The 19947-nt window shown below is 46.0% G+C and carries 15 protein-coding genes; 7 read left to right on the top strand and 8 right to left on the bottom strand.

Annotation, left to right across the window (positions count from 1 at the left end; all coding sequences use genetic code 11):
- Positions 1 to 393: 393 nt before the first annotated feature.
- Both RDN79_RS15600 and RDN79_RS15595 read right to left on the bottom strand, forming a co-directional pair.
- Positions 394 to 1539, bottom strand: a complete 1146-nt coding sequence (locus RDN79_RS15600) for an acyltransferase (protein ID WP_298552025.1) — start codon at positions 1537 to 1539, stop codon at positions 394 to 396.
- 24 nt (positions 1540 to 1563) lie between these two features.
- Entirely contained in the window at positions 1564 to 2682 is a 1119-nt protein-coding gene (locus RDN79_RS15595) for an AraC family transcriptional regulator (RefSeq protein WP_298552027.1), read from the bottom strand.
- Positions 2683 to 2884: 202 nt separating this feature from the next.
- Here RDN79_RS15595 and RDN79_RS15590 point away from each other — a divergent pair, with 202 nt between their 5' ends.
- The 5 genes from RDN79_RS15590 (at position 2885) to RDN79_RS15570 (ending at position 10877) form a co-directional block, all read left to right on the top strand.
- The gene (locus RDN79_RS15590; RefSeq protein WP_298552028.1) at positions 2885 to 3841 is read left to right on the top strand and encodes a fimbrillin family protein; all 957 of its coding nucleotides are present in this window, start codon (positions 2885 to 2887) and stop codon (positions 3839 to 3841) included.
- 117 nt (positions 3842 to 3958) lie between these two features.
- Positions 3959 to 4519 carry an RNA polymerase sigma-70 factor gene (locus RDN79_RS15585; protein ID WP_298552029.1) on the top strand — a complete coding sequence of 187 codons (561 nt, stop codon included), beginning with the start codon at positions 3959 to 3961 and terminating at the stop codon, positions 4517 to 4519.
- Between the two features lie 84 nt (positions 4520 to 4603).
- Positions 4604 to 5563, top strand: a complete 960-nt coding sequence (locus RDN79_RS15580) for a FecR family protein (RefSeq protein WP_298552030.1) — start codon at positions 4604 to 4606, stop codon at positions 5561 to 5563.
- A 224-nt stretch (positions 5564 to 5787) separates the two neighbouring features.
- Positions 5788 to 9135, top strand: a complete 3348-nt coding sequence (locus tag RDN79_RS15575; protein ID WP_298552032.1) for a TonB-dependent receptor — start codon at positions 5788 to 5790, stop codon at positions 9133 to 9135.
- An 11-nt stretch (positions 9136 to 9146) separates the two neighbouring features.
- Complete coding sequence (locus RDN79_RS15570; RefSeq protein ID WP_298552035.1) at positions 9147 to 10877, top strand: RagB/SusD family nutrient uptake outer membrane protein; 1731 nt, start codon at positions 9147 to 9149, stop codon at positions 10875 to 10877.
- A gap of 161 nt (positions 10878 to 11038) precedes the next feature.
- Here RDN79_RS15570 and gadC read toward each other — a convergent pair whose 3' ends face one another.
- Positions 11039 to 12562, bottom strand: coding sequence for a putative glutamine/gamma-aminobutyrate antiporter GadC (gene gadC / locus RDN79_RS15565; RefSeq protein WP_298552037.1), 1524 nt, complete (start codon positions 12560 to 12562; stop codon positions 11039 to 11041).
- Between the two features lie 343 nt (positions 12563 to 12905).
- Between gadC and RDN79_RS15560 the strand changes: the two genes are divergently transcribed.
- Positions 12906 to 13679: a potassium channel family protein gene (locus RDN79_RS15560; RefSeq protein WP_298552038.1), complete on the top strand. Its 774-nt coding sequence runs from the start codon at positions 12906 to 12908 to the stop codon at positions 13677 to 13679.
- Between the two features lie 614 nt (positions 13680 to 14293).
- Here the strand turns inward: RDN79_RS15560 and RDN79_RS15555 are convergent.
- From RDN79_RS15555 to RDN79_RS15535, 5 genes are all read right to left on the bottom strand, one after another.
- The gene (locus RDN79_RS15555; RefSeq protein WP_186929807.1) at positions 14294 to 14962 is read right to left on the bottom strand and encodes a nucleotidyl transferase AbiEii/AbiGii toxin family protein; all 669 of its coding nucleotides are present in this window, start codon (positions 14960 to 14962) and stop codon (positions 14294 to 14296) included.
- The gene (locus RDN79_RS15550; protein WP_298552041.1) at positions 14955 to 15455 is read right to left on the bottom strand and encodes a helix-turn-helix domain-containing protein; all 501 of its coding nucleotides are present in this window, start codon (positions 15453 to 15455) and stop codon (positions 14955 to 14957) included. The genes RDN79_RS15555 and RDN79_RS15550 overlap by 8 nt, the downstream gene beginning before the upstream one ends.
- 72 nt (positions 15456 to 15527) lie before the next feature.
- A complete protein-coding gene (locus RDN79_RS15545; protein ID WP_298552043.1) occupies positions 15528 to 15659 on the bottom strand; it encodes a hypothetical protein in 132 nt (43 codons plus the stop codon).
- A gap of 333 nt (positions 15660 to 15992) precedes the next feature.
- Positions 15993 to 16958 (bottom strand): glutaminase A, encoded by a 966-nt coding sequence (gene glsA / locus RDN79_RS15540; RefSeq protein ID WP_298552045.1) that lies wholly within the window; start codon positions 16956 to 16958, stop codon positions 15993 to 15995.
- Between the two features lie 92 nt (positions 16959 to 17050).
- The gene (locus RDN79_RS15535) at positions 17051 to 18487 is read right to left on the bottom strand and encodes a glutamate decarboxylase (RefSeq protein ID WP_298552048.1); all 1437 of its coding nucleotides are present in this window, start codon (positions 18485 to 18487) and stop codon (positions 17051 to 17053) included.
- Positions 18488 to 18677: 190 nt separating this feature from the next.
- Here RDN79_RS15535 and RDN79_RS15530 point away from each other — a divergent pair, with 190 nt between their 5' ends.
- Complete coding sequence (locus tag RDN79_RS15530) at positions 18678 to 19937, top strand: MFS transporter (protein WP_298552050.1); 1260 nt, start codon at positions 18678 to 18680, stop codon at positions 19935 to 19937.
- Positions 19938 to 19947: the final 10 nt, after the last annotated feature.

Below are 19947 nucleotides of genomic sequence, written 5' to 3'. Positions count from 1 at the left end.
TTTAATATTAATAATACTAAAGTATATTGAATTGAAAAGTTCAATGTAGCCGGTAACCCTGTGAAGGACGAAAGCATACAGAAAACAAGCCCCGGAGGTGTCGATCACCTTCGGGGCTTCGTTGTTTGGAGGAGTGAACCTCTCAAGCACGTTTCATACCATATTTCTGCATTCCATAGTCACCTAATATTTCAAGGCATCTGACACACTTTCTAAAAAACTTCTTCATAGCTTCTCTCTTCTTGTTTAAAACGATTCGTGCAAAACATACCTGCATTAGTATTGCATAATTATGTTTTACAACACAAAAATAGAGGTAAAACAGATACGTTATTCACTTCGTGTGCCTATTTAACATCATTTGCACAAACAGCCGGACAAGAGAAAAGCGCCTCAACCGATGATATATTTCGCATGCGGCAACTTACTCACCAGATAAGTAAATGACCATGAACAAATGAAGGTCAGAACGGCCGAAACAGGCACCAACGCCGGAACAGGCGTCCCGATCCACTGCGCGAACATATAGGAAGGACCGACAAAGAAATAATGCACGCAATACAAACCAAAACCGCATTTGGTCAGATTGGCAAGGGCGCGGCAAATGACCGGCGAGGTAATCCGCACTTTCCGTACCAGCAGGAAAACGGCAACCGTCATCAGCAACACGTTAGGCGAACAATAAGTAAAGAACAGCTCCATCCCCTCCTCGCTCACATTCGGGTCGGATGTCATATGGCGAAAACCGGCCAATGTAATAAAATAGCCGGCTAAAAACAGCGGAACCGCCATCGACAAGGTCTTGCCGAGCGACCCGTCTGTTCTTTTCCCTAAATAATGCCCTAACAACAGATATCCGTTGAAACCGGCAAAATAGTAAAACAGCCCGAATGAGTTCCATGAGCAGGTTCCGAACTGGTAACGCGAGACAAACTCCGTCAGATAAGGGATAAACAACGAAACAAACCAAAGTGCCAGAAACATACGCTTTGCCTTGTCCGATGCCTTTTCCACCCATGCGGAGAAGACCGGCATATACAGATAAAGCCCTATCAGCACATAGATATACCACATCGGTGTCGCATAGACCGTAAAGGTGAGAGGGATCAAGGCAATCGTCTTCAACGCCTCTACGAACGAGGCCGAAGGGTTCGGTTCCCAAGGGAAAAAGTCCGTCACCAGTTCCGGACTACCTCCTACCCACTGGATGAACCAGGGTGCCAGATCGAACAAGACAGACCAGATCAGGAATGGAAACAACACACGCGGAATGCGTTTCCTATAAAAGGCGGAAGCCTCCTGCCTGACCGGCAACAAAAGGAATCCGGTCATCATCACAAAAAGCGGCACGCTGGCACGCAGCATGGAACCGTAAACAGAACCCCAGAAATTAAATTCCGGATCGGCACGCGATTCAGGCGAGGCGTTAAACGGGTCGGTACAATGAATGGCAATCACCATCAGGATGGCGACAAGGCGAAGAACGTCCAGCCAGACAATATGCGGTCGGACGGCAGTAGTAGTTTGAACAGTGTCCATGACGGAATAAAGATCGTTACGTGTTTATTTGCTATTCTTATACTCCGACGGAATCGTGCCTGTACACTTCTGGAAAGCCCGCCGGAACGTACTGATCGAATGGAATCCGGAACGTTCGGCAATCTCCTGTATACTGGCATTCGGCTCGGCATCCATCAAACGCTTGCTTTCCTCTATCCGGAACTGGTTGACATAATCGGAAAACGATTGTCCCAGCTCCCGGTTAAACAGTTGGGAAAGATAAGAACGGCTGATAGGAAAGATCCGTTGCAAATCCGTCAGGCGTAAATCTTCGCGAAGATACGGTTTTTCCCTTTCAAACCATGCATTTACTTCCTCCGCATAACGTTTACTGAGAACCCGGTGTTCGTCATCGTCATTACCCTCTTCCTGGTACGGCAGGTCCCACCCGCTTTCAAAGGAATGTTCCAGCACCACCACCTTCAGGAATAGCGCCTTATAAAAGAAATAATACCATACGAACAACAGGACCGTTTTGTCGATCACATACATCAAAGGCGTATCGGTCAGCAATAAGGCCAAATAAAAGCCATACAGAACAATTAAAAGTATCATGGTTTTCCTTAACCATTCCAAATCATATTCTTCCGGATCGGAAACATTCTCCGCCAAAAAGACCTTGAAGTCCTTACCGTACCTGGCTATCAGATAAACAGGCAGAACCATATAAAACAAGGTCAGCAGAAAGACCGTCATACGAAGCAAGACATCCATATTAAAGTATTCGAAAACCTCCCGTATCGAATAATAGGTATGAATTTCACCTCCCGACAGACGATAAGTCAGGTAAGCCAGTCCGCCGAAAATAACCGGACTGATAAACAGAAGAAAACGTTTGCAAGTAAGAAAGCCGGGCCGCAAAACTTCAATCACATAACAAGCGAGCGTTGCCGTCACCAAAGCCCCCATAATCAGGATATCCGGATGGAAAGCCTCTTTCGGTTCATGCAGATAAAGATTCACAGACACCCTCATGACTGCCAGGAAAGCCCACAAAAACATCCCCCAGCCCAATATCTTTTTCGCCCGGTTTTCACCAGCCCGGAGTAACAGGGTGACTCCGCCAAAAATACAGAATCCTATAATCTGCAAACTTAATAAAAACTGAATTTTGTCCAACATAATGAATCCCTCGTATCAAGTAAACAAATTGAAGCATTAAATAGTTAATCTGAACCGTCAGTTGACAATTTGACGCCTGTAGACAATTTGCATCCTGTGGTTTTATACGATTTCATCGTGGTTTTATACCGAATGCAGCCTCTACCTCCTCAAACTGACTGATCTTTGCATCTGTAATCATTTCACAAAAATAATACAAAGAATGAATAAATTACTACTATTTATGGTGACGGCGGTTAGTATTTTTAGTTGCACAAACGACTACGAACCGGGACTCATTGAAAATTTGGGCATGAAAGAGCAACCTTTAAGAATAATAACAAAGGCGCTAACGACAAAGTCTCCCAATTTCATGCAAGAATTTACAAGCGGGTCGGTCATCGGGTTGCATGTCGTCTCGGAAAACACCGGCAGCATCTACGATAGTAATCCGGATTACAAGAATGTACGGGCGGAAGCCTGCCTGTTGAACAACAAACTGAACTGGCGCCAGTCACCTGAGATCTATCTGCATCAGGAACCGGTCACCGTTTATGCCTATTACCCGTATCAATCGCAGGTAAACTTCGACCCTGAGAATATCCCGGTCCGCATATCACCGGATGCTTCCCTGACGAAAGATTATATGTACGGGATACAGGCCCGCGGACAACGGGCGGTCAACCAGATTTCCCCGGTCGCTTTACTCAACATGAATCATACGCTTTCGCTCCTGAGTTTCCAGTTGCGAATGGCACCGGAAACGAAAGGCTGTTTCCTGCTCCATGCGATCCAGATCGGAAACAAAGCCGGCGGCACGTCCCTATGCTTCGGAGGGAAAATGAATATCAAGACCGGAAACATCAGCGGATGCGTCGGGACGAATGCCTCTACCCGACTGAAACTGGATAGTCCGCACATGCTGAAAAAAATACCGGGCGAGCCGCAGCAGCTGATGGTGATCCCCACGTCGCGTATCAAGGCAGACGGAGATGTGGAAGTGCTCTTCACCATCAACGGAACGACATTCAAATATTATGTTCCTGCCGATACGAAGTGGGAAAAAGGAAAAAGATACATATACAACCTTCTTTTCAACGGTAAAGACATCACTCTCGAAAATGTAAGTGCCAGTGAATGGCTTCCCGTGGAAGGGAATATGGAAAATAAGATTCCGTAGTGCACCTCCATTCAAATTTAAATAGGGCGGAACCGCTTTTCATCCCGCTTCTCGTGACAATCTCATATTTTTATTTATATTTGCTACCAGAAGCGTATGGAATACAAATATAAATAAATGTCTGAAGGGGAAATACATAGCTTTAATATCTTATACACACGGTACTACAAGAAAGCTTTCTTGTTCACGAAATCGTTTGTACATGATGAATCCGTAGCAGAAGACATTGTATCCGATGCGCTGATCAAACTCTGGGAAATCCTGAAAACAAAAGAGACGGATCATGCCGATGCGTTGCTGCTTACAATCCTCAAAAACAAATCGCTCGACCACCTGAAACACGAAGCCATCAAAGCGGAAGCCCTTCATTCGATGAGCAGCATGAGCCAGCGGGAACTGGAAATCCGTATCTCCACCTTGCAGGCATGCGACCCTGAAGAGATATTCTCCGAAGAGGTTAAAAAAATCATTGCAGACACTTTGGCGACCTTACCCGGACAGACCCGCCATATCTTTATCATGAGCCGTTTCCAGAACAGATCGAACAAAGAGATTGCAGAACAGTTGGGCATCTCGGTAAAAGGCGTGGAATATCATATCACGAAAGCGCTCAAACCGTTACGCCTGCGGCTAAAGGACTATCTGCCCGTTTTATATTTTTTACTTTTAATTGAATAATCTTCGTTTTTCGTTTAGGGATGTTCCCTTTCCAATCGTATTATTAATAGAAGGGTGGAAAAACAACTACCCCAACGCATAATTATGGATAAAGAGACACTGCATAAATATATTATCGGCGATGCAAGCCCAAACGAAAAAGAGGCCGTTGCCCGTTGGATCGATGCCGATAAGGAGAATATGAAAGAATATCTCGCCTTACGCAAACTCTATAGCATAACGATTTGGCAACATGAGCCGGCTCATGTTGCCTCAGAAAGATTTTCTGAGGGCCGGAAACGGCGGACGCTACGGACGATCGGCCGTGAAATACTGAAAATCGCCGCCATATTTGCCATCGCGTTTTCAATTGTGTCCATATATAACCAGCCGGAGCCGGAACCTGTCCGGCAGGAAGCCGTCATGCAAACGATTTACATCCCTGCCGGGCAGCGTGCCGAACTGACGTTGTCGGATAGCACAAAAGTCTGGCTGAATGCAAAAACAACCCTGACTTTTCCCAGTCATTTCGAGGGCAATAACCGCAGCGTCACGTTGGATGGCGAAGGCTATTTCAATGTAACCCACAACAAAAACAAACCGTTCATCGTCAAGACCGAGCAGTACGACATAAAGGTTTTAGGTACGGAGTTCAACGTCCAGGCCTATAAGGGCAATCCCGTTTTCGAGACGGCTTTGCTGAAAGGTTCCGTACAGATCGAATCGTCCAACCACCAGGACAATCTCCTGCTGGAGCCCAACAAAAAAGCTTACATGGAACACGGACAGCTTAGAACTTCCCCGATCACCCAATACAATTATTTCTTATGGAAAGAAGGGCTGATCTGCTTTGACGACAATACGATCGGTGACCTCTTCAAAAAACTTCAACTCTATTTCGATGTCAACATCCTCATTGAAAACACCCGGATCCTCAACCAGCGCTACAGCGGTAAATTCCGAACCAGCGACGGGGTGGAACATGTCCTGAAGACCTTACAACTCAGGACAAAATTCAAATACGAGAAAAAAGACGACAAGGAAAGTACAATCATAATAAAATAAACAAGAGTTATTAACATCTTAAATCTATACTGCCTATGGGGAAAGGAAAGAATACATAAAAAAGCCGGAACGCGCTACCGACACACTCCGGCTAAGTCAATACCAGACAGGATTTTAATTATCTTAAGTATTAACGATTACAAGGCTATAAATGTATGAAAAATAATTTATACAGGGATTTCTATATCCCATTAAAAATGACTAATAAACATATATTGCGCATTATGAAAATAACCTTTACATCTCTCTTCATTTTCATAACGGGGCTATTCGCTACGGAAGCCAGCTCGCAAGTTGCCAAAGTTTCCATCAACAGCGAAAACATAAATATCCAGACGCTGATCAATCAAATCGAACAGCAGACGGATTACCTGTTTATATTCAATAAGAACGAAGTAGACCTTACCCGTAAGGTCTCCGTGCATGCAACCAATCAGTCCGTTGCCGACATCCTGCAAAACATATTCAATAACACCGATATTGTCTATGCCATGCAGGGAAACAGCATCATGCTGATGAAAGGGGAGAAAACGGAAAGCCCTATCGTCATGCAGTCAGCCAGGAAAATCACCGGCACGATCACCGACGAATACGGTGAACCGCTGATCGGTGTAAACGTATCCGTCGAAGGCACGAGCAACGGAACCATCACTGACGGTTCGGGACATTTCTCACTGTCCGCCTCTCCGGGCGAAACCATCCAGATCTCTTACATCGGATATGCTACCCGCCGTATCAAATTAGGCAACGAGCCGACTCTCAATGTCCAGTTGAAAGAAGACACCCAGGCCTTGGAAGAGGTGGTAGTGGTCGGTTTCGGAACGCAGAAAAAGGTCAATCTGTCGGGTTCGGTGGTTTCGGTCGATATGAACGACCTGGCAGAAAGCCGCCCGATCACGAACGTGACAAATGCCTTGGCCGGTGTTGCAGCCGGTCTGCAAGTAACGTCATCCAACAACCGTCCGGGCGATGACAATGCCAGCATCCTGATCCGCGGGCAGGGTACTCTCAATAATGCCGCCCCGCTGGTGATAATCGACGGCATGGAAGGTGAAATGAGCAGCCTGAACGTGCAGGATATCGAAAATATTTCGGTTCTGAAAGATGCCTCTTCAGCCGCTATTTACGGTTCACGTGCCGCCAATGGCGTAATCCTGATCACGACTAAATCCGGCAAATCGGGTAAACTGTCCGTTTCTTACAACGGATATGTGTCTTTCCAGAGCATCCGCCCGGGAGTATTAGACCCTGTAAGCAACTATGCGGACTATATGGAATATATCAATAGCGGATATGTAAACAGCGATATGGCTACCCCGTACAGTTCCACGGCCATTTCCGAATGGAGAAACGACAACGGGCAAAACCCGCTGAAATATCCGAACACGAACTGGATCGACGCGGCTTTCCAGAACGGCGTAGGAACCCAGCATAACCTGTCCATGAGCGGAGGTACGGATAAAATCCAGTTTTACGGCGCTTTCGGTTATTTCGATAATCCGGGAGTATTGGAAAATGCCGGTTACCGCAAATACAATGCCCGTACGAACATTACCGCCCAACTGACCTCCTGGTTGAAGATGGGGATCAATGCCAGCGGTTTTGTCGGTAAAGCCGATCCGGGAAATGCCGGGCAAACTGCCACCGAAGCCGGCGAACAAGCCTCTGTCGGGGCATTCACCTGGGGCTGGGCGACTTCTCCCGCCATGATCCTGAAGCATGACGGACGCTACGGAGGTATCCAGAACCCGGAAGACGACGTGTCCGAATCCGGAAACAATATCCGGTTGGCTCTGAACTCCACAACAGGAAGCAACATCACCCGCAATGTCAAATCCCGCTTTTTCATCACTTTGCAACCGATCAAGGATTTATCGGTTACGGGATCGTACTCGTATGAATATACCGGACAAAACGTGAAGACAATGCCTGTCTTCAACGATATATGGAATTTCGGAACGAACCAGATCATGTTTTACGGCGAAGGACAGAGTTATATCACTCAAAAGCAATATGACCGCGAACGCAACTACATGGACGTCGTAGCCAACTACAACCATCGTTTTCTAGAAAACCGCCTGGGATTACAAGTAATGGCGGGCGCAAGCCAGGAACAATACCAGTATGAATGGCACACTGTCAGCCGCAAGGACCTGACTGTTCCCAACGGAAGCGTATTAGACGCTGCAAACGGTGAAATCAGTGCAAGCGGCAACCGTACCCAATGGGTGATGCGTTCCTACTTCGGACGTATCAATCTGGACTGGGAAAACAAATATCTGGCCGAGTTCAACCTTCGTTCCGACGGTTCCTCCCGTTTCCTGTCCGACCACCGCTGGGGTTACTTCCCTTCCGGATCACTGGCATGGCGCATCGACCAGGAAGCTTTCATGGAAGATGCCGAATGGCTCGACAATCTGAAGATTCGTGCTTCTTACGGTGCACTGGGGAATAACTCGGTTGGCAACTATTCCGCTATTTCCAGCTATGGAGCAGCCAATTACATCCTGAATAACGCGGTCAACACCGGTTGGTCTATCACAGCACTGGCAAATGCCAACCTGACTTGGGAAAAGACCAAAGTAACCGATATCGGTTTCGATTTCGGTGTCCTGAACAACCGTTTGTACGGAACATTCGACTGGTTCAACAAGCAGACAGAAGGAATCTTGATCCAACTGCCGTCTCCATTGGTGCACGGTGCAGCCTCGACTCCGACCTCCAATGCAGCACAAGTTACCAATAAGGGGATCGAACTGTCTTTAGGTTGGAGAGACCAGATCAACGATTTCAGCTACAGCATCAACGGAAACTATATGTACGTCACGAATAATGTAGACAAATTCAAGGGCAAAGATTATAGCTTGGACGGAATCTATATGACCAAAGAAGGCGAAGCCATCCGCTCGATGTACATGTACGAAGCAGACCGCATCATCCAGACAGACGAAGACTTGGCAATCGTCAACAACATGATCGCCAAGAATCCGGACGCATTCAGCAAACTGGGAGCGACTCCGGGCAAAGGGGATATCTTGTTCAAAGACCAGGATGGAGACGGTATCATCGACCCGAACAAAGACCGCAAGGTTGTAGGCAGCACGATCCCGAAACATACATTCGGCCTGACATTGTCCGCCGCTTACAAAGGAATCGACTTCTCGATCTTTATGCAGGGCGTAGCCGGTGCAAAAGGATATCTGAATGAAAAATACTTCAGCACAAGCGTACAGAGAGGCTACCAGATCACGAAAGAGATCGCCGAAAATAGCTGGGCGGAAGGCATGACAAACGCCAAATATCCGCGTTTGACCTACCAGAACGCCATCAACAACCAAGCAAATACGCTGTGGATACAGAATAAAAACTATCTGAAGATACGGAACATCCAGTTAGGATACAGTATCCCGAAGCATTTGCTGAGCAAGATTCAATTACAGAAATTGCGTATCTACGGGAGCTTGGAGAACTTCTTTACGTTCACAAGCTACAAAGGCATCGATCCCGAACTGGATCAGTTGACCTACCCGACCATGAGACAGGCAGTTATTGGTGTTAATATAGAATTTTAAATATCAGGATCATGAAAAAAACAATTAAACATATAGGCTTAACAGCTTTCTCGAGCCTCCTTCTATTAACAGGATGCTACGACATGGATCAATATCCTGCCGATAAAGTATCGAGCGGTTCTTTCTGGCAGGACGAAGCTGATGCGAAAGAAGGCATGATGGGGATCTACAGCTCCCTCAAAAAGGATGATGCTTTCGGCATATATTATACTCGCGATTGTTTGGCAGATATCGGCATCGGATTGAACTGGGGCGTTTATGGCTTTATCGAAGTAGCCCAGGGACAAAGCAATTCGACTACCGGTTTGTTCAAAGACATCTGGAAACGCATGTACGACGGGATCGCACGTTCGAACACCCTGATCACAAATATAAAACACGTAGATATGGACGAAAGCCTGATCAACCAGTATATCGCCGAAGCCCGTTTCATGCGTGCCTTTTTCTACAACGAATTGTTGAACCTCTACGGAGGCGTCCCCATCTACGACGAAACAACCGAGATAGATAAAGAATACGATAATATGTACAAAACCCGGAATACGGAAGAAGAAGTGCGCAACTTCATTCTGGCCGATCTGGAATATGCCTGCTCCGCTCTTCCCAAGACATGGGACGATGCCGATAAAGGACGTGTCACCAAAGGTACGGCATATGCCCTGAAGGGAAAAGTCCTGCTCTATAACAAACAATACCAGGATGCGGCAACGGCCTTTGAAGAAGTCTGCAACGGAGGTTACGGCTATGCCCTTTATCCGGACTACGCCGGGCTGTTCAAACCGGGTGGAGACGAAAGCACGGAAATGATCTTTGCCGTCCAGAACCTGGGCGGAGCAAGTACCGCTTACGGCATGCCGGTCCATTATATTGCCAACCGTGCTTCTTACGGAGGTTGTATCAACTGCCTGGTTCCATCGGTCGAACTGGTGGATATGTATGAATACAAGGATGGACGGCCGTTCGACTGGGACGAGCTTTTCCCCGGCTTCTCGACAGACAACACGGTGAAGGAGAATGTATTCTACAGCACGTTTGATGCGGACGGCAAATACGTAGCCGAATATCCGGAAAGCGTCGCAACCTTGCAAAAGATGTACGCAGAACGCGATCCACGCATGGAATCGACTATTATCCTGCCTTACACAGCCAACAAGTATAAAGGGTGGGTCAACAACGCCGCCAAAGATTGTGAAATGATTATCGCTCCATCGAACCCGTCAAACGAGACCAACGGATACGTGCGGAATGCTTTCGGGCATAACACCTATCTGTATCGCAAATTTGTCCCCGAATATGACATGGACGGATTGATCACGGACCGTTTCCATTCGCCGACTAATTTCCCGCTGATCCGCTACGCAGACGTATTGCTGATGCTTGCCGAATGCTATAACGAAAACGGCAACCAGTCAAAAGCTGTCGAACTGATCAACCAGGTACGCCAAAGAGCTGGCATCGCGCTCCTGAACTCCGGTCCGTCATACTTGCAGGCAACGGGTAAGGAACAGGTATTCGAACGGATCAAACACGAAAGAGCCATCGAATTCGCAGCCGAAGGCATCCGTTACAATGATTTGAAACGTTGGGGCTTGCTGATCTCCATGACCAACAACCAGGCACAGGTAGACGTTGTGGGAAAAGTCCTTTCCACCAAAGCGACTGAAGAGAAATATAAGCTCTGGCCGATCCCGCAGGAAGAAATAGACATGAACGAGCATCTGGTGCAGAACACAGGTTGGTAAAACTCCACCGGGTATTCGTCTTTCAATAACAAGAGGATGCATCCAAAGCTCCTTATCCCCGCGCTCGACGCGGGAAAGGGGAGTTTGGATGCATCCTCTCGTTTTATTCTATTGCCAATAAAGCCTGCCACTTGCCAGAGGCAAACCCATCGCGCACGGATTTACGCCTTAGGAGATGTTCCGGAAGGGGATGCGCCTGTCGTATTGGTGCTGCCGGTTCCTTGAACCTGTTTGTCGACTTCCCAATGGAACGGTTCGAACTCTGTATTGGGATCCACCCAAGACGGTTTCTTGGCAGCATAGATGATGAACGGAGCGGCTACCACCACGATAGCGCCGATAATCAGCACGGCAAACCAAACGGTATTGTTACCTGTAGAAATCTGGCTGGGCGGGATAAAGCTCAGGATGAAAGCGAGCAAAGAACCGCAGAAACCAAGACCGCCGATAAACCACATCAGACCGTTGCCACTCTTACCGATACGGAACGGACGACCGGCTTTCTTCATCCGGTAACGCAATGCGATCGCACCGGAGAACATCAGCATATACATAATCAGGTAAAGGATAACCGTCAGCTGTGACAGAATCTGATAGAAGCTCTGTACGGAAGGCATAACCACGAACAACAAGCTCAGGAATGTAACAGCCAGACCCTGGATCAGCAAGATATTTTTCTGTACGCCCAACTTGTTTGTTTTCTGGAAGAACGGAGGCAGATAACCGGCTTTACCTACGGCAAAGATACCTTTTGACGGACCGGCCACCCATGTCAATACGCCTGCCAGCACACCGAAAGCCAGCGCAACGGCGATAACCGGCGACAGCCAGGAAGCATGGATAAACTTGAAATAGTTGTCGAAACCGACCAGCAAACTCTGTGTCAGGTTAATATCCTTCTGCGGGATAATGATACCCAATGCGAATGTTCCCAACACGAAGATCAACACGGTGATCAACGCACCGATAAACACGGCCTTCGGATAATTGACGGAAGGGTTTTCCACATCTTTCACATGGATACCGCCCATTTCCATACCGGCATAAAAGAGGAAAATACTGGAAGCAAGTACCAGGTTATCGAATTTCGTAAAATCGGGGAAGAAATTGCCATGGAAGTCCATATTGGAATGACCGCCGGAAGCCAGGTACACAATACCTAAGATAATCAGCAAGGCAGCCGGGATGATCGTACCGACGATACCGCCCACTTTAGCCACTTTGCCTACCCAGCTCAAGCCTTTCAAAGAGATGAAAGTTGCGAGCCAGTAAATAATCAATACCACAACCAGCGTGTACATTTTGTTTGAAGCCAACGTCATGTCGTGTGCATCGTTCATTCCGATAAACGCGATGGAAACGGCGCCGAAAGTCAACACGGTCGGATACCAGATCGTACTTTCGATCCATTGCACCCAGATAGCCAGGAAGCCCCATTTCTTGCCATAGGCCTCTCCTACCCACCGGAACACCCCACCCTGTTTATCCTGGAACATGGCGGCCAACTCGGCTGCCACCAACGAGGTAGGAATTAAGAACACGATTGCTGCAAACAGATAATAAAAGGCTGAACTCAGTCCATACACAGCCTCAGCCGGCAGTCCGCGGAGTGAGACGACTGCCGTTACATTCATAATCGCAAGAGTAAATACTCCAAGTTTTACTGCTTTTCCAATATTTGCCATGAATTTTACTATTAAAATGTGAATTTTGTTTCGTTTAGTTTCGCTTGTATTGACAGTATAACAACTCCTTTTTGTGTTAGTTTGTCAACAGGATGTCAAATTTGGTTAATTAACAGACAAGTGTTAAAAACAAAAGGTATCATTTTGTTGTTTCATCGGATAAAATATAAATGATGATTTATCAGCGAGCTAACAAACGAAGTTTGTCTCGTGACTGAAGGCTCTCTTTTACCGTTTGCTTCAGCAGACGACAATAGAGAACCTGCGGCACAAGACGCTGCCTTGTCTGTTTGCTCACCCATTAATCAGCATTTACTAAATAAATACTAAATATTTAAAGATAATGAGAACTGCATTCAACGACTTTTTTTATGAAAAGCGGGGCATTTACGGAGTGCTTCATGTGATGATATTGCTACTCTCGCTTTTTCTGATTGTAGATATTTCGATCGACACGTTCAACAATATACCGTTCATCTCGCAGACTTCGTATCTGAAAACGCAGTTCTGGATCTGTATGTTCTTCATAGCCGATTTCGTATTGGAGTTTTTCTTATCAAAAGATAAAATTCATTATTTGCAAACTCATTTCCTCTTCCTGCTGGTTTCGATTCCTTATCTTAATATTATAGACTACTATGGTTTCACCTTCTCGGCCGAAGTGACCTATTTCCTGCGTTTCATTCCGCTCGTACGCAGTGGCTGGGCACTGGCGATCGTCGTCGGCTGGCTGACTTCCAACCGGGCCTCCGGTCTTTTCGTCTCCTACCTGACGATGTTGCTGGCAATGGTCTATTTCTCCAGCTTGATATTTTTCGTGATCGAACATAAGGTGAACCCCGAAGTAAAGGATTACAGCGACGCCCTCTGGTGGGCTTTCATGGACGTGACGACCGTCGGCTCGAACATCATCGCGATCACGCCTACGGGGCGCATCCTGTCGGTTCTGCTGGCTGCTCTCGGCATGATGATGTTCCCGATCTTCACGGTCTATGTCACGAGCCTGGTACAGTCCGCAAACAAGAAAAAAGAAGATTATTATAATAAAACACATCCTGCCCCTGCCGGGCAAGCACCAGATGCCAAACCGGCCGGTTCCACCCAAACGAACAAATAAATTCAAGATCACTTATTGTAAAAAACAAGTTATTTAACAATTAGCAGGTTTGGCGATGAAAGAGTTCGGATATTCTTCTTTTTGAAGGTAAAACGCACTTTTTTCCATTTATTTGCCGGTTTATCGCCATGAGGACGGTCGTCATCGCCATGGCAAGGGACTTCATCGCCGTGAAGACGGTCGTCATTACCCATGAACCCGGCAACCCACGGCAACGAAGACGGTCGTCATGGCAAAATTCTGCGCAGCTCACAGTGAGAGGCCCCAAAAAAAATTTCTCCATAAATGATAAGCGCCCCGACCTCGTCTGCAAATATTCGATTCTCCGGGAGTTGGGCTTTATCACATTTTCCTGTTTTTCCTACTCAGACTGACAAAACAGAAGCGATAACCGGACAAGCTGCCTACCACATACTTTCTGTTGTCAGACAAAAACCGCCTGACCGGACAAAATGTAAGATCAAAATGAACCGGAATTTGAGATGAAATAGAAAAAGGGCGAAAAAGGGGTTATTGTCATTTTTCTGTATTACGATAGTTTTATCTCTTAATACATGATTAGTGTCTGATTTTGGCAATCACCATGAATTACTCCATACAAATACCCCATCCCATTAAGATTTTAGTTTCATCAGTTCCACAAAGTCCAACTTTATTAATTCCCACTCTTTCTCTTTCAGACAGATAGGGTCAAGCTCCTTATCAGCAGAAGAAAAATCAGTAAGATTGGAAATTATTTCCTTTTTGTCATGCGTGTATTCATACCGCTGTTTATGAAAGGATATCATTTGAGAAATAGTATAAGTATTCAGCAGTTCGTGTAAATCCCAAAAATCCTTTTTACGACCAATTCGGGAAATAACATCTATTTTCATCGCTGTAACATCGGGAAGACTTGCCATTCGTATACCATCAACTATATCGCATGGGTCTATAATCTCATCGTGATAAAACAAATCTACTTTTATGCTATCGTCTTCCAAATTTCCAATATAATACGAACGCCCAAACCCGACAAGGTCTGTTTTATCTGCACAATAGTAGTATTGATAGTTATTCCGAAAAAAGTTTTCATATACAGTAAAATCCAAGCTTCCATAAGGGACATTGGTAAACAAATCAATATCTACCGACTTCCTATGTCCTAACCGCAAGCTCAAAGAAGTACCACCAACCAAATAGAACGGCTCAAAAATAGAATTCCCCATTATATCATTGAGAATCTTCCTCAATAGAGGACTAACCGTTTCATAATGCAGTTTATTAGCGTTTTTCTTAGTCATTCGTTTTTTGGTTTAATCTATATTGACGTATTTTCCTCGGCTTATATAGTTTTAGTTGACCTGTCGAAAGATTATAAAAATTTTGAATTTCATTGATTTCTTCTTCATTACCTCTCTCTAATACCCGCTTGATAACAGCATCTTTATACTTACCCCAGTTGATTTTGTCGAAATCCGTGTCCCAAAAAAGTATTCGACGAATACGTGGACTACCAGTATACAGATTAGCTAATTCTTTCTCTCTATACTGTTTTATGTCATAATAAACTTGAAGTATAGAGAAAAAACCCTCTTCCAAGTTCAATACAGAATCTATTTTTATGGCTTGCTCCGTTGTTAAGTTTCGTCTGCCTGCAATAATTGCATTAATAATTTGATATGGAATACCTGTTGCCTCTGCCAGAGAACGCTGAGTCAAATTTCCTTTTTTCAGTTCCCTTTCAATAAATTTTCCGGGATGAATACCTTTTATTATATCAATACGGCTATCCATAATTTTATCCTTTTCACAAAGGTAAACAAATTTGTTTACATAAGGTTCGCTTTATTAGAGAAATTACTCTTTTTACACCACGGCTCTTCCATTTTCCCCCTCTTGTTTTTCTGAAACACATCCGACATGATAAAGGAATACAAATTTAGGATTATCAAAAGGCAATAGCCATTGATTATTTTTTCTTGTTTCTCTTGTTTTCATATTCTCTGATTTGTTTTAAAAGTTAACATCCTAAATTAATATATTCTTTTGGCAAGAAGACGAACATAAGTTAACACAAGGTTCGCATGTACGTGGCAAACATTTCCGGCAGGCAATCATTCCTTTCTGTAAACCTGTATTTTGATTAATTACTGATTGCAACAAATGTACGGATAATGCAATTACAAAATGTAATAATTCACAAAACATCCTCTAAAAAATTGATGCACGATCTCTCCATTCCGTTGCATCGGATAGACACAAAAAACGAGCCTCCCGTCTCCCTGTTTACACAGGGGCGTGAAGGCTCGTCAACTAAAAGAATAAACCGTTTTAATCGGTGATTGTAAACCGGGTACTGCCAAAGATGGAGATGCCCAGTTTATTCATTATGTATTTTATTGCCAGCTGTGCTTTTACGGAGTTGCCGGAGCTGTCCAAAGGAGGAGCAAAGGCAGAGATGCCGAAGTGTCCGGGCATGATACCCATGACGCCGCCGCCTACCCCTGTCTTGGCAGGAATACCGGAAGTGTACAACCAGTCTCCCGTACGTTCGTAGAAACCGACCGTAGCCACTAAGGAAGTGATTTTCGGCGACAGAGAAGCGTCGAAAACAGACTTCTTCGTAACCGGGTTCACACCGTCGTTGGCAACGGTAGCTGCAGCGATGGAAAGCTGTTCGGCTGTGATCCCCAATGAACACTGGCGGGTGTACAGGTCGAGCGACATATCCGGATCGTCATAGATACGGTTGTAGTTCTTCAGCAACCAGGCGATGGAACGGTTGTTGAAGTTGGTTGCCGTCTCGGACTTATACAGTTCGTCGATCAACTGCGGGGCGCTTCCGCAAAGGTCGGTGATATTGGAAACGATAGCCTCCCACTTCTTGTCGGAATCACCGACCGGCTGCACCATGCTGCAAGCCGTGATCGCCCCGGCGTTTACCAGCGGAGTGGAAGGATGGTCATTCTCCAACAAGATCGCCATGATGGAGTTGAAAGGAAGGCCGGTAGCGTCGGCACCGATCATCTTCAGTACTTTTTCGGCTCCGTATTGACGAAGTGCCAGGATAGCCGTGTGCACTTTCGAAACAGATTCGATCCCGAAACGGTAGGAAGAATCACCCAGCGTAATGATCTTGCCGTCCAACAGGCAGATACTGATACCGAACAGGTTCTTGTCGATATTAGCCAGATAAGGGATATAATCGGCATTCTTGCCACCCGTATTATCCTTAAATTGCTCAAAGGCTTCCTGTGCTGCTTCCTTTATTTGTGAAACGGAAATTGTTTTATTCATAAACAACTGTAATTAAAGATTGATAGTGAAAGAGGAGGTTGTCGCAACAGAGCTGCAACTTCCTCGCTCTTGAATATATATAGTCAACAGGATTACTTCTTATGAGGCATGCCCGTGTGAGTAAATACGGAACCTTTCACTTCCTGGTTCTTATCCTGCGCAATACGCGTAGGAGTCGGATATTCGAGTTTTTCAAGTTCCGCAACGGCTCCCGTGATATCGTTCAGCAACTGGTCCGCCATGTCGCGGCTGAATCCCTGACGGGCAACGATACGCATCACGACATAGTTTTCAAGGTTGTTTGGCAATGTATAGGCGGGAACCATCCAACCGCTTTGTTTCAGTTTATCCTGCAGGTCGTACAGTGTCCATTTCGCCTTTTGCGCATAATCCGGTTTCAGATACCAGATGAACAGCGGGTTCACGACTTCGTTGCTATAGTTTACGAACGGAGCCATCTTGCCGATCTGGTCATGCAGGTACTGGGTAACCGCCATGCTGTTTTCCTGGACTGCTTTATATCCTTCGAAACCGAGACGGATGAACTGGTAGTATTGTCCGAGAATCTGTGCGGCAGGACGGGAGAAGTTCAAACCGACCTGTGTAATGTTGGCACCCAGATAGTTCACACTGAACGACATGGAATCAGGCAGATAAGATTTGTCTTTCCAGACAACCCAGCCCAGACCCGGATAAACCAGACCGAACTTATGTCCGGACGTACTGATGGAAAGAACCCATTTCAAACGGAAGTCCCACTTCAATTCCGGTTTCAGGAACGGAAGGATAAAGCCGCCGGAAGCAGCATCCACATGAATAGGAATATCGTAACCAGTCTTTGCATTGTAGGCGTCGAGAGCTTTGTCCAAAGCCTCTACATCATCGTTCAGACCTGTCCATGTAACCCCCTGGATCGGCACGATACAGATCGTATTTTCATCACACATCTTCAATGCTTCTTCGGGATCGAGCGTAGTCTTGTCCAGTGTCAAAGGCACCTGGCGCATTTCGATCTGCCAAAGTTGGGCGAATTTTTCCCATACAACCTGAAATCCGGTAGAGATTACGAAGTTCGGTTTGTCTGCAGGCTTACCGGCGGCCAATCTTTTCTTACGCCAGCGTAGCCAGGCAGCCACCCCGCCCAACATACATGCTTCGGACGAACCGATAGCCAATGCACCGGCTTTCCATTTTGCCTGTTCGGGGGTATTCCACAAATTCGCTACGATGTTGATACATTTGGCGTTCATAACGGCAATACGCGGATATTCCGTCTCATCGATGTAGTTGATGTTGATTGCCTCGTTCATCAGTTTGGTTGCATAGTCATCCATATAAGTCGTCACGAATGTCGCCAGGTTCAGACGCGGCTGTGTCTGTGCAAACGTTTCGTCTTTAACCATTTGATACGCTATTTCCGGAGTGGTAGGACCATCTGGGATTTTGTCTACAGGAGAGGCTTGTAACATTTTTTCCGAGCCAAAGATCGCTGTCTTGGCATCACCTTTTCTGAAATTAGAATCTTCCATGTCTTTTTTGTTTTTAATTATTAATGGCGTTATCGACTCCATTCGGTCGATTGTAAGGCAAAAACAGCTACTATCCACAATTGTTCTGTGTTTTTGGTTAAACATACTATATTTGGGGTTTATTAAAATAATGAACATTCGCAATTCGAGATTGTTTCAATACAATAAATAATGATTTAACGAAACGATTATGCGAATACAGACCGGACAGGGGACGATTCCCCTTATTACATTAATAGGTATATGGTCGATATCGGCACTGAATGCATTGCCCGGCCTGGCCGTCTCCCCTATCTTAGGAAAACTTTCTGCGATCTTCCCCCACTCCACGGAATTGGACATACAGATGCTTTCGTCACTTCCTTCCCTTTTGATCATTCCTTTTATCATCCTGTCGGGCAAGTTGACGGAAAAGATCAATAATATCCTCCTGCTGCAAGTCGGCCTGGTGATCTTCTCATTGAGCGGGATTCTGTATTTGCTTTCCACAAAAATGTGGCAACTGATTGCCGTCAGTGCGCTTTTAGGAATCGGTTCGGGGTTGATCGTACCACTTTCCACTGGCTTGATCTCCCGCTTTTTCACGGGTGCATACCGGACGAAGCAGTTCGGCCTTAGTTCCGCGATCACGAATGTGACCTTAGTATTGGCAACGATTCTGACCGGTTATCTGGCGGAAGTAAACTGGCACCTGCCGTTCGTCGTCTATCTGTTTCCCCTGATCTCGATCGTTCTTTCGTTTTATCTGAAAAAGAATATTTCGCCCTATCCCAATACAAGTACACATGCAACCGCAAAGCCGGCGGCTCCACAGGCCCAATCCAAACCGACGGAGGGTACAACCGCCAGCAGCTTCGGCAAATTCGGCATACAGATACGGCATCTGATGCAGATTATGGCGTTCTACGGGCTGGCCACTTATCTGGTGATCATTATCAGCTTCAACCTGCCGTTCCTGATGAAGGAGTATCATTTCACCAGCGGGAATTCGGGCATCATGATCTCGCTTTTTTTCTTAGCGATCATGGCACCGGGGTTCATACTTAACCAGATCGTCTCCTATTTCGGGAAAAAGACCAAGTTCGCCTGCATGCTTTCCATTGCGATCGGGATGGCGCTCATCCTGGTCTCCCGGACGGAATGGCTGATCGGGCTGGGTTGTATCTTTGCCGGCTTCGGCTACGGCGTCATACAACCTGTCGCTTACGACAAGACGACCCGTACGGCGATCCCGTCCAAAGTGACGCTCGCGCTGGCTTTCGTGATGGCGATGAATTACCTGGCAATCCTGCTTTGCCCGTTTATCATCAATGTCTTTAAAGACCTCTTCCATATCGAGACCCAGCAATTCGCTTTCATCTTCAATATGGTGATCGCGCTGATAACCGCCGCGTGGGCATATGTCAAACAGGATTCTTTCTTATTTAACGACAATTTTAAATCCGCATAATATCAAACCG

Source organism: uncultured Parabacteroides sp. (genome assembly GCF_902493135.1).
In the GTDB taxonomy this organism is placed as follows: Bacteria; Bacteroidota; Bacteroidia; order Bacteroidales; family Tannerellaceae; genus Parabacteroides.
Note: the sequence above shows the minus strand (reverse complement) of the source record. Positions and strands in the feature narration are given on the sequence as shown.